The 10,813-nt window shown below is 67.0% G+C and carries 11 protein-coding genes and 1 tRNA gene; 8 read left to right on the forward strand and 4 right to left on the reverse strand.

Annotated features, from left to right (window positions below):
• Positions 1-535 (reverse strand): TIGR02466 family protein (locus tag ACE3O8_RS10810; protein ID WP_374389612.1); only part of this gene is annotated, 535 nt, incomplete at its 3' end.
• 48 nt (positions 536-583) lie between these two features.
• A tRNA-Asn gene (locus tag ACE3O8_RS10815) sits at positions 584-658 on the reverse strand.
• A 109-nt stretch (positions 659-767) separates the two neighbouring features.
• Between ACE3O8_RS10815 and ACE3O8_RS10820 the strand changes: the two genes are divergently transcribed.
• The 7 genes from ACE3O8_RS10820 (at position 768) to ACE3O8_RS10850 (ending at position 7,214) form a co-directional block, all read left to right on the forward strand.
• Positions 768-1,682, forward strand: a complete 915-nt coding sequence (locus ACE3O8_RS10820; RefSeq protein WP_374389614.1) for a histone deacetylase — start codon at positions 768-770, stop codon at positions 1,680-1,682.
• 74 nt (positions 1,683-1,756) lie between these two features.
• Positions 1,757-3,649, forward strand: coding sequence for a 2-oxoacid:acceptor oxidoreductase subunit alpha (locus ACE3O8_RS10825; RefSeq protein WP_374389615.1), 1,893 nt, complete (start codon positions 1,757-1,759; stop codon positions 3,647-3,649).
• Positions 3,646-4,662, forward strand: coding sequence for a 2-oxoacid:ferredoxin oxidoreductase subunit beta (locus ACE3O8_RS10830; RefSeq protein WP_374389617.1), 1,017 nt, complete (start codon positions 3,646-3,648; stop codon positions 4,660-4,662). The genes ACE3O8_RS10825 and ACE3O8_RS10830 overlap by 4 nt, the downstream gene beginning before the upstream one ends.
• A gap of 99 nt (positions 4,663-4,761) precedes the next feature.
• Positions 4,762-5,742 carry a proline iminopeptidase-family hydrolase gene (locus tag ACE3O8_RS10835; RefSeq protein ID WP_374389619.1) on the forward strand — a complete coding sequence of 327 codons (981 nt, stop codon included), beginning with the start codon at positions 4,762-4,764 and terminating at the stop codon, positions 5,740-5,742.
• 55 nt (positions 5,743-5,797) lie between these two features.
• Entirely contained in the window at positions 5,798-6,388 is a 591-nt protein-coding gene (locus ACE3O8_RS10840) for an RNA polymerase sigma factor (RefSeq protein ID WP_374389621.1), read from the forward strand.
• Positions 6,385-6,729 (forward strand): hypothetical protein, encoded by a 345-nt coding sequence (locus tag ACE3O8_RS10845; protein WP_374389622.1) that lies wholly within the window; start codon positions 6,385-6,387, stop codon positions 6,727-6,729. The genes ACE3O8_RS10840 and ACE3O8_RS10845 overlap by 4 nt, the downstream gene beginning before the upstream one ends.
• 5 nt (positions 6,730-6,734) lie before the next feature.
• On the forward strand, positions 6,735-7,214 hold the full coding sequence (locus tag ACE3O8_RS10850) for a periplasmic heavy metal sensor (RefSeq protein WP_374389629.1): 480 nt from the start codon (positions 6,735-6,737) through the stop codon (positions 7,212-7,214).
• Between the two features lie 107 nt (positions 7,215-7,321).
• On the opposite strand, the gene ACE3O8_RS10855 is transcribed toward ACE3O8_RS10850, so the two are convergent.
• A complete protein-coding gene (locus tag ACE3O8_RS10855; protein ID WP_374389624.1) occupies positions 7,322-9,532 on the reverse strand; it encodes a TonB-dependent receptor in 2,211 nt (736 codons plus the stop codon).
• Between the two features lie 119 nt (positions 9,533-9,651).
• On the opposite strand from ACE3O8_RS10855, the gene ACE3O8_RS10860 reads away from it, so the two are divergent.
• Entirely contained in the window at positions 9,652-10,293 is a 642-nt protein-coding gene (locus ACE3O8_RS10860; RefSeq protein WP_374389626.1) for a TetR/AcrR family transcriptional regulator, read from the forward strand.
• Here the strand turns inward: ACE3O8_RS10860 and ACE3O8_RS10865 are convergent.
• Positions 10,280-10,813: hypothetical protein (locus tag ACE3O8_RS10865; RefSeq protein ID WP_374389627.1), on the reverse strand; the 534-nt coding region annotated here is incomplete at its 5' end. The genes ACE3O8_RS10860 and ACE3O8_RS10865 overlap by 14 nt on opposite strands.

The raw sequence follows: 10,813 nt of genomic DNA on the forward strand, positions 1-10,813 counted from the left end.
GCCAGCTTTCCCACAGCAGCACGGTTCCGGGTGCGGGTTGCAGATAGACGAAGGGCCGGGTTTCCTCTGGCGCGTCCGGGCTGCGGCCGGGGGCTGCCATCATCATCTGCAGGCGCGGATCCTCGATCTTCAGCGCGCCTGCGCCGGGCGGCACCTCCACATAGATGGTGCCGGAAATGACGCTGTGCGGATGGATATGCCCTGTGTGGCCGCCGCCGGGCTTCAGGATGTTGACCCACAGGCTGTCGAGCCGGGGCCTGCGGCCGCCAAGGTCCATATGGGCGGCTTCGACGAAGGCGCGGACATGGGGCGCAAGGCGCCGCGCCAGTTGAGCGAAGGCCGGATCGCGGATCTGGAGATCGTTCAGCGAGGCGTAGCTGGTGTAGCCCGGATAGCCGTTTTCGCGGCACCAGCGGCGGCCGGCGGCATCTTCGGCGGCAAGGCTGCGGGCGCTGTGCGCCAGATCCGCGATCAGCGCCGCGTCTGAAATGTCGCCCTGATAGACCGGCGTGGGAAAAAGATGATGAACGGGCATTTGCGGTTTCCCACGCGGGCGCCATCCGGCTGCAAAGGATGGCGGCACTGGCTCCCCGGGCAGGATTCGAACCTGCGACCGTCCGATTAACAGTCGGATGCTCTACCGCTGAGCTACCGAGGAATGCCTGTGCGGAGGGCGCGCTATAGTGCGGGCTTTCGCAGGGCGCAAGCGGGCAATGTGCTGTTTCGGCCACATTGACCGGGGGCATTTCGGCCCTCACCTGTCGGGCATGTTTGTCTTCCATCCGGGATATGCCGCGCCCCTGCCGGAAGGGCATCGCTTCCCGATGTCCAAATATGAGGCGACGCGCGATGCGCTGGCGGCAGCGGGGGTTTCCTTTGCCGAACCACAGGAAGCCCCGCGCGATCTGATCCTGGGCGTGCACCTGCCAGGCTATGCGGATGCGGTGATCGAAGCCCGGGTGGATCCGGCGATCGAGCGGCGGATCGGTTTCCCCGTGACGCCCGCGGTCGCCCGTCGGTCCCGCCTTTCGGTGGGCGGAAGCTGGGCGGCTGCCCTTCATGCGCTGGCGCACGGGTTCGCGGCCAATGTGGCCGGCGGATCGCACCATGCGATGCCCGACGGCGGGGCGGGGTTCTGCGTGCTGAACGATCTGGCGATCGTGGCGGCCGGCCTGATCGACGGGGGGCATGTGCGCCGCCTGCTGGTGATCGACCTGGACGTGCATCAGGGCGACGGCACGGCCGAGTGCCTGAAGGCGCGAACCGGCGCCTTCACCTTTTCGATCCACGCCGAAAGGAACTTCCCCGTGCGCAAGGCGCAATCCAGCCGGGATGTGGGCCTGCCGGACGGCACCGGTGACGCGGATTATCTGGCGGCGCTGTCGGCCGAGCTTCCGGGACTGTTCCGGGCAGCGCGGCCGGAACTGGTGATGGTGCAGGCCGGAGTCGATCCGCACCGGGACGACCGGCTGGGCCGGTTGGACCTGAGCGACGAAGGGCTGATCACGCGCGACACGATGGTGCGCGAGGCCTGCCGTGCGGCAGGCGTTCCGATGATGGCGACGCTGGGCGGCGGCTATGATGCCGATGTGCAGCGCCTGGGCCGCCGCCATGCCCGCAGCCTGCTGACGCTGGGCGGGCTCGATCCGCCGGCCATGCGCCCCGGGTATGAAGGCTGGTAGAAAATCCTGTTGGAGAGGCCCTGCGAACCGGCGTAAAGCGACTGCAACAAACAAGGCGACGGAAAGCGAGCTCGATGGCGACTGCCGTGAAGGCGCCTGCCCAGGATGGCGGGACAGACGTGGGTGTGATCCAGAAGGAATCGGTGGTTGTGAGGTTCGCCGGGGATTCCGGCGACGGGATGCAGCTGACAGGGGGGCAATTCACCCTGTCCACCGCGCTGGCCGGAAATGACCTGGCGACCTTCCCCGATTTTCCGGCCGAGATCCGCGCGCCACAGGGCACGCTGTTCGGGGTTTCGGCCTTCCAGATCAACTTCGGCTCCACCCGGATCGAGACCGCGGGTGACCAGCCCGACGTGCTGATCGCCATGAACCCCGCCGCCCTGAAGACCAACCTGCCGCAACTGCGCAAGGGCGGGCTGATCATCGCGGACACCGGCGAGTTCGGCGAGCGCAACCTGAAGAAGGCGCATTACGAGGCAAATCCGCTGGAGGATGGCAGCCTCGATCCCTGGCAGCTGCTGGCGTTCGACATATCGAAGCAGACGCTGGAATCGGTGAAGCCGTTCGGCCTTGGCAACAAGGATGCCCTGCGCTGCAAGAACATGTGGACGCTGGGGCTGGCGCTGTGGATGTTCGGCCGCGACCGCGAGCCGCTGATCGACTGGCTGAAAAACAAGTTCAGCAAGGACGAGGTGCTGCGCGACGCGAACATCGCGGCGCTGAATGCCGGCCATGCCTATGGCGAGACGGCCGAGCTGTCCGGCCCGCTGAAGCAGTTCCGGCTGGCGCCGGCGGATGCCGCGCCCGGCCTTTACCGCACCATCACCGGGGCAGACGCCATCGCGCTGGGGCTGGTGGCGGGCGCCCAGCTGTCCGGCCTGCCGATGTTCTTCGGCGGCTATCCCATCACCCCGGCCTCCGCGATCCTGCATTCGCTGACGAAGATGCGCGAGTTCGACGTGACGACCTTCCAGGCGGAGGACGAAATCGCGGCCATCGGCGCCACGATCGGCGCTGCCTGGGCGGGGCATCTGGCCGTCACCTCGTCCTCAGGGCCGGGGATCGCGCTGAAATCCGAAGCCATGGGCCTCGCCGTGATGACCGAGCTGCCCCTGGTGATCGTGAATTCACAGCGCGGCGGCCCCTCCACCGGGCTGCCGACCAAGACGGAGCAGTCCGACCTCTATCAGGCCGTCTATGGCCGCAACGGCGACACCCCGATGCCCGTGATCGCCTCGCGCAGCCCCGCCGACTGTTTCGAGGTGACGATCGAGGCCTGCCGTCTGGCCGTGCAGTTCATGACGCCGGTGATGCTGCTGACGGACGGCTATATCGCCAACGCCGCCGAGCCGTGGCGGGTGCCCGACATGACCGACTTCGAGCCCTTCCCGGTGCAGTTCCATACCGAGGTTCCGGCCGAGGGGACGAAGTTCAACCCCTTCCTGCGCGATCCCGAAACGCTGAAGCGGGTGTGGGTGAAACCGGGCACGCCGGGGCTGATGCACCGCATCGGCGGCATCGAGAAGAGCTATGCCACCGGCAACATCGATTATTCGGCCGAGAACCACCAGCGCATGACCGACACGCGCAAGGCGAAGATCGACGGTATCGCGAACTTCATCCCTGATCAGGTCGTCGAAGTGGGCAAGGATCATGGCCCGCTGGTCGTCGTGGGCTGGGGTTCCACCTATGGCCCGATCCGGCAGGCGGTGGATCTGGTGCGGAGCAAGGGCCACGACGTGGCGCATGTGCATATCCGCCACCTGTGGCCCTTCCCGAAGAATCTGGGCGAGCTATTGAAGCGCTATGACCGGATCCTGGTGCCGGAAATGAACACCGGCCAGTTGAAGACGCTGCTGCGCGACCAGTTCCTGGTGGATGCGAAGCCGCTGAACAAGGTGTCTGGCCAGCCCTTCCGTATTGCCGAGATCGAGGCCGCCATCCTGGGGATGCTGAACCAATGAACGAGATCACGAAGATCGTGCCCGCGACGAAGCCCGACGACTGGGCCTCTGACCAGGAAGTGCGCTGGTGCCCCGGTTGCGGGGACTATGCCATCCTGAAGGCCGTGCAGCGCACCATGCCCGAACTGGGCGTCGAGCCGCACAACACCGTGTTCGTGTCCGGCATCGGCTGCTCCAGCCGCTTCCCCTATTATATGGAAACCTATGGCTTCCACACGATCCACGGCCGCGCGCCGACGATCGCGACGGGCGTGAAGCTGGCGAATCCCAAGCTGGACGTGTGGCTGATCACCGGCGACGGCGACGGGCTTTCGATTGGCGGCAACCACATGCTGCACCTGATCCGCCGCAACCTGGATTGCCAGGTGCTGCTGTTCAACAACGAGATCTATGGCCTGACCAAGGGGCAATATTCGCCCACGTCGCGCACGGGCACCCGTTCGCCCACCTCGCCCACGGGATCGCTGGAATCGCCGGTGAAGCCCTGCGCCTTTGCGCTGGGCGCCGGCGGCCGTTTCGTGGCGCGCACGATCGACACTGCGCAGAAGCACATGCCCGACGTGCTGAAGCGGGCGCACGCCAACAAGGGCACCAGCTTCGTCGAGATCTATCAGAACTGCGTCGTCTATAATGATGGCGCCTTTGACCAGTTCACCGAGAAGAAGCAGGCCCCGCAGACGCAGATCTGGCTGGAACATGGCAAGCCGATGCTGTTCGCGAATGGCACCAAGGGCCTGAAGCTCAACCGCGAAACCCTGCGCCTGGAAGTTGTGGACGTGGTGGACGGCGATGCATCGCAGGTGATCGTGCACGACGAAACGAACAAGTCCGTCGCGAACATGCTGATCGACATGCCCTTCCCCGAGTTCCCCGTGGCGCTGGGCGTGATATATTGCGATCCGGCCCCCAGCTTTGACGAAGCCGTGACCGTGCAGGAAACGAAGCTGAAGGCCGGAAAGACGGCGGATCTGAACGCGCTGCTGCGGCGCGGTCAGAGCTGGGAAGTGCACTAGGGCAGGACGCAAGACAGCGCGGGGGGCGCGCCGAACGCCCCTCGCAGGGCATTTGGGGGGCTGAGCATCCAAGCTGACCGGCGCAAGTTGATGGGGATGATGGCAGCCCTGGCGGCCGCCCCCATGGTTCCGCCCGCGCTGTTCGCACAGGGAGCCGCGCCCCCGAAGCGGCGCAGTTCGGCCGTGACGGCCTGCCCCGTGCCCGCCGTGGAAAAACGCCCGGCCGCAGACGGCGGCAGCCTGTATGCCCGCGGCAACGGCCAGCTTTCGGGTGGGCCCGCCCCCATATTGTTCCTGCACGGCGGGCCGGGCGGCACGCACCTGGGCATGGTGGGCGCGCTGCCGCTGGCCGACGCGCGCGGCGTGATCCTGTATGACCAGCTGGATTGCGGGCTGTCCGACCGGCCGGGGAAGCGGGCCAACTGGACGGTGGATCGCTTCGTTTCGGAAATCGATGCCGTCCGCCGGGCCTTCAATCTGGAACGGTTCCACCTGTCGGGCACCAGCTGGGGCGGGACGCTGGCGATGGAGTATGCCGCCCGCCAGCCGGCGGGTCTCGAAAGCCTGATCCTGCTGAGCCCGCTGGTTTCGACCCGCGCCTGGCTGGCGGATGCGGAGCAGTGGATCCTGGGCCTGCCGCCCGAAATGCAGGCCGCAATCACAGAGGCGCGGCGGACCGGCAATTACGACGCCGAAACCTTCCAGCAGGCCGATCTGTTCTATGCGCGCCGCCATCTGTCGCGGGAACGGCTGTCTCCGCTGCATCTGGCCTGTCAGGGACGGCGGGATCCGCTGTTCAACCTCGATCTCTATCTGCACATGTGGGGGCCGAGCGAGTTCGTGGTGACAGGAACGCTGGGCGACTATGACGGCGAACATCTGCTGCCGCGCATCAATGTGCCGACATTGTTCGTGGGGGGCGAGTATGACGAGGCGCGGCCGCAGACGCTGAAGGCCTTCGCACGGCAGGTGCCCGGTGCGCGATACCAGATGGTCGCCGGGTCAGGCCATTGGGTGGAGAATGACCGGCCCGCCGAGCATCAGCGCGTGCTGCGCGAATGGCTGGCGGGGCGGGCCTGATATCCGGGCGGGGGAAATCGGCGGTTCAGCCCGTATGAGCCAGCATGAGGCCCGGATGCATGCCCCGCTGACCCCCGCAAACGACGCGCGAACCGCGCCGGACCCCGAAGCACTTCTGCTGCGCCGCGCGGCCGGGGGTGACCGGCGGGCCTATGCCGAACTTGTGCGCCTGCTGGCGCGGCCGGCGCTGGGCCTCGCGGTCAGGGTGCTGGGCGACAGGGCGTTGGCCGAGGATGCCGTGCAGGAGGCCTTCACGCGACTGTGGCGCGAAGCCCATCGTTTCGATCCCGCGCGCGGCAGTTTTGCGGGCTGGTGGCGGCGGATGCTGATGAACTGCGCGCTGGATGGTCGCCGGCGGCTGCGACCGGCGACGCCCATCGAGGACGCCGCCGAAATCCCTGATGCGGGCCCGACGCCTGCGCGGGCGGCGGAGGTGGCCGACCTCGCCGCGCGGGTGCAGGCGGCGGCCGCTGGCCTGCCCGAACGGCAGCGGGCGGCGCTGGCGCTGTTCCATGGCGACGGGCTGACCATGGGCGAGATCGCCGCCGCGCTGGAGACGAGCGAGAAGGCGGTGGAAGGCCTGCTGCTGCGCGGGCGTGCCGCGCTGAAAGAGAGACTGACGGATCTGAAGGACGAACTGGAATGACGAGGAAACCCACCCTGGATGACGCGCTGGCGGCCTGGGGCACGACCGACCCGCTGACGGCGGGGGATTCCGGCGCGCTGGATCGTATCCTGAAACATGCCGATGCTGTTGCAGCGCCCTCCCCTGCTTCCCGCCTTCGCTGGTGGGCGCTGGGGGGCGCCGTTGCGGCCTCTGCGGCCATCGCCCTTGTTGTCGCGCCCTCGATCGGGGTGTCGCAGCGGCAGGACGCGGCCGGAGAGGCGGGGGCGCAGCCGGTGATCCTGGCAGATGCAAGCGGCAGCGAAAGCGCCGCCTTTGCCCTGCTGTACACCCCCACGACCGAAGAGGAATATCAGCTGTGAAGACCATGATCCTGACCATCGCCGCGCTGGCGGCGGCACCCGTGATGGCGCAAACTGCGCCCCCCGCCCCGCCCGCCGCCGGCGCAACGGCGCCGAAGGTGAAGATGATGCGCGTCCATCGCGGGCCGATGTTCGGCAATGTCTCTGCCGAAGGGCGCGCCATCCTGCGCGAGTCCATGAAGTCCGATCCGGAAGGCCGGGCGGCGGTGAAGGCCGCGCGGGACCGGATCAACGACCTTGTCGCGGCCGACAGGCTGGACACGGCGGCTCTGAAGCGAGCCATGGAGGACGAGCGGCGCCTGGTCGATGCCCAGCATGCGAAACGCCAGGCGTCTCTGCTGGCCGCGATCCAGAAGCTGAGCCCGGCCGACCGCAAGGCCTTTGCCGAGGATGCGCGCAAGAGCCGTGACGAGGTAGAGGCCCGCGTGATCCGCTGGCGCGAGGGCATGCCCCATCACCCCAAGGACGCCGGCGAGCCGAAATAGGCGCACGCCGAGCCCGGCATGAGAACGGCGGCTGCAGGGAATTCCTGCAGCCGCCGTTTTCCGTTCAGATGTTTCCGGAAGCTGGCGGGGCCATGCCCCGCCAGGCCTCAGAACTTGACGCCTGCGGTCACCGAGAAGGTGCGCGGCGCGCCATAATAGCCGATGATGCTGTTGCCCAGCGTTGCGCCGGGGAAGTTGTAGCCGCCGACACGATAGCGCTCGTCCGTCAGGTTGCGTCCGTGCAGGCCCAGCGAGAAGCGATCGTCGTCGGACGTCCAGTTGATGGACGCGTCGGCGAGCGCATAGCCCTGCTGATCCAGCGGAGAGGCGAACTCGAACATGTAGATGCTGGAGCGCACCGTGAGCGCCGGCGTGATGGAAAGCCGGCCGCCTGCGAGATCCGTGGACCAGGTGACCGACGTGTTGATCGTGAACTCGGGCGTGTTCTGGAAGAAGCGCTGGTCCGACACGTCGACGGGCGTGCTGCCGCCGGCGATGTAGGTCAGGAACTCCTTGTAGTCCGCGTTGGTGTAGCCGAAGCTGGCCTGAACCTGCAGGTCCGGCGTGGGCAGCGCCCGCATCTCGGCCTCGAAGCCCCAGATCACGGCCCGGCCCGCGTTGTCCACGAAGGAGGCGATGACGCCCGGCGTGGACGTAGGAGCCTGGATGGTGACCTGCTGATCCTTGTACTTCGAATAGAAGCCCGCAAGGTTCAGGAACAGGGTGCGATCAAGGAACGCGCCCTTCATGCCGACTTCGAAGCTGTCGATCGTCTCGGGCTCGTAGCCGTTGACGGTGGTGGGCGTCGCCACCACGTCGCCGCGCATGTCGAAGCCGCCCGATTTGAAGCCGCGACCCCAGCTGGCGTAGAGGTTCATGTCTTCGCCCGGCTGATAGCTGAGCGAGATGCGGGGCGTCAGCTTCTCGAACGTCCGGTCGTTGGTGTAATCAGACCGGGTGTCGAAGAAGATCGCGCTGCTGTTGCCGAATTCCGGCGAGCGGATCCCGAGGTAACGCTGACGAAGGACGGTGCCTTCCTTGTCGTCCTTGGTCCAGCGCAGGCCGGCCGAAACCTTGAACTGCTCGGTCACGTCGAACGAGACGTCGCCGAAGAAGGCGATCGACTTCGTCTTCACATTGCCGCCGGTGTAGGTGGTGATGCCGCCCGGGAAGGCGAGACCGGCCACCGTATCGAACGCGCCCGACGCCCGGCCTTCGAGGTAGAAGGCGCCGAACACGCCCTGCCAGCGATCCTGCTCGACCAGGAGCTGAAGTTCCTGCGTGAACTGCCAGTCCTTGTAGCGGGCCGGGATGTCCAGCACCGGGCCGGGGGTGTTGTCGAAGTCGATCAGCGTGTCGGTATAGCCGTCGCGATAGGCGGTGATGGACTTAACCGTATAGCCTTCGCCCACGCCCACCTCGCCCGTCAGGCTGACGCCCTGGGTGACGACCTTGTTGTCGTCGCCGATGCCGGCGTTGGTGTCATAGACGCTGTCCGTCGGGGCGAAGACCGGGTTGCTGCCGTTTCCGAACAGCCGGGTGCCGTGGCGGGGGTTGGAGCGGTCCTCGGTGCGGTCGGCCGCGACGCGGACGAACACGTCGCCGCTGTCGAATTCGGCCGACAGGCGGCCGGCCAGCACGTCTTTGTCATACTGGTCGACGCCGGTGTAGAGGTTTTTCCCGTACCCGTCGCGCTTGGACCAGAGGACGCCCGCGCCGACGGCGAAATTCGCGCCCAGCGGAACCGAGACGGTGCCGGACAGGTCGATCTGGTTGTAGCTGCCATAGGTCGCGCGGACGCGTCCAGCGAAGTCGTCGCCCAGGCGCTTCGTCACATATTTGATCGCGCCGCCGATGGTGTTGCGGCCATAGAGCGTGCCCTGCGGACCGCGCAGCACTTCGATCCGCTCCACGTCGAAGATGTCGAGAACGGCGCCCTGCGGACGGGCCATGTAGACATCGTCCACATAGAGGCCGACGCCGGGTTCGAAGCCCCACAGCGGATCCTGCTGGCCGACGCCGCGGATGAAGGCGATCAGGGTGGAGTTGGAGCCGCGGGCAACCGCGGTCGTCATGTTCGGGGCCTGCTGCTGAAGCGCGGTGATGTCGGGCGCGCCCTGCGCCTCCAGCGTGCTGCCGGACACGGCGGTGACGGAAACCGGCACTTCCATCAGGGATTCTGACCGGCGGCGGGCCGACACGATGATGTCGCCGTCGGAGGCTTGCGATTCGCCGGCGGCAGGCGCTTCCTGCGCGTGCAGCGGGAAGGCCAGGCCCGTGGCGAGGGCAAGAATCGACAGTTGACGGATGACGGGCATCTATTTCCTCCCAAAAGTGGCGCCCGTTTTCGGGCTTGCGGTTCGATTGGGAGCGGGTTTACTGAAACATGAATCAAGATTCAACTTGAAACCTGAATCAGTTTTCTGGGGTTGGGAGAATGGCTGTGACCGATGCAGCAATGCCACAGGCGGCGACGGAGGGTGCGCCGCAGGGCCTGCCGGTTCCTAAAACGGAACGCGGGCGGCGAACCCTGCGTGCCCTGCTGGATGCCGCCGCGCTGGAATTCGGCGCCAGCGGTTTCCATGCCACCGGAATCACCGATATCACCCGCCGCGCCGGCGTGGCGCTGGGCAGCTTCTATACCTATTTCGCCAGCAAGGAGGATATCTTCCGGGCCCTTGTGACCGACCTTTCGGCGCAGGTGAAGGTCCACGTCTCCCCGGGCGTTGAGGCTGCGCCCGATGCCCTTGCGCGCGAACGGGCGGCGCTGGGCGGTTACCTGGATTTCGTGAGCCAGCAGCAGCTGATCTACCGGATCATCGACGAGGCGGAATTCGTCGCGCCCGACGCCTATCAGGGCCATTACCGCTCCACCGTTGCGCGGATCGCCGCGCGGCTGGAGGCTGGGGCCGCGCGCGGCGAACTGCGCGAGGGCGTGGGCGAGGTGGAAGCCTGGGCGATTGCCGGCATGAACGTGTTCCTGGGCCTGCGCTATGGCGTGTGGAGCGGCCATGAGGACATGGCCGATGTGCTGGCCCGCGCGCACCAGCTAGTGGCGGACGGGCTCAGGAAGCGCTGACGGCCCGGCTCTCCGGCGGGATGCCTGCGGCCCGGCACGCGGCCTCCAGCCGGCCGCAGAAATCCGGGCGCGTGCCGGATTTCCGCCAGTATTCGACCAGCCCGGCACGGGCCAGAAGCCGGAGAAACCGGGGATCCCCGTGCAGCCGGTCCACGGGCGGGATGAACAGCAGCTCCGTCAACCGGTCCGACGGGCGACCATAGTTCCGCTGCCCCGGAAACCGCTGGTCGGGAAGCTCGTCGTCGGGCGTCAGAAGATAGGTTTCGATTTGTCGGAACGCGCGATCCGTCTGCCCCAGGGCCGCTGAAATCCGAATGGCATTTTCCATATAGCCGCGCCCTGCCGGCACCAGACGGTCATATTCGGAGAGCAAGTCGCGGGCTGCCCGGCTGCCGGGATCCGCGACGGCATCGACCATGCGCCGGGCGTGCTCGAACTCCGACGGCGGGATGCCGACCGGCCAGTTGGCCCTGTCGTCCGCCATGGCCCGTGCCTCTGCCAGCCTGCCGCTGTAGAGCAG

Source organism: Sandaracinobacter sp. (genome assembly GCF_041909755.1).
Taxonomy (GTDB): domain Bacteria; phylum Pseudomonadota; class Alphaproteobacteria; order Sphingomonadales; family Sphingomonadaceae; genus Sandaracinobacteroides.

Coding starts and splice junctions, on each gene's coding strand:
- ACE3O8_RS10820 (WP_374389614.1), top strand. CDS start 768: ATGTTTGTCTTCCATCCGGGATATGCCGCGCCCCTGCCGGAAGGGCAT.
- ACE3O8_RS10825 (WP_374389615.1), top strand. CDS start 1,757: ATGGCGACTGCCGTGAAGGCGCCTGCCCAGGATGGCGGGACAGACGTG.
- ACE3O8_RS10830 (WP_374389617.1), top strand. CDS start 3,646: ATGAACGAGATCACGAAGATCGTGCCCGCGACGAAGCCCGACGACTGG.
- ACE3O8_RS10835 (WP_374389619.1), top strand. CDS start 4,762: ATGGCAGCCCTGGCGGCCGCCCCCATGGTTCCGCCCGCGCTGTTCGCA.
- ACE3O8_RS10840 (WP_374389621.1), top strand. CDS start 5,798: ATGCATGCCCCGCTGACCCCCGCAAACGACGCGCGAACCGCGCCGGAC.
- ACE3O8_RS10845 (WP_374389622.1), top strand. CDS start 6,385: ATGACGAGGAAACCCACCCTGGATGACGCGCTGGCGGCCTGGGGCACG.
- ACE3O8_RS10850 (WP_374389629.1), top strand. CDS start 6,735: ATGATCCTGACCATCGCCGCGCTGGCGGCGGCACCCGTGATGGCGCAA.
- ACE3O8_RS10855 (WP_374389624.1), bottom strand. CDS start 9,532: ATGCCCGTCATCCGTCAACTGTCGATTCTTGCCCTCGCCACGGGCCTG.
- ACE3O8_RS10860 (WP_374389626.1), top strand. CDS start 9,652: ATGGCTGTGACCGATGCAGCAATGCCACAGGCGGCGACGGAGGGTGCG.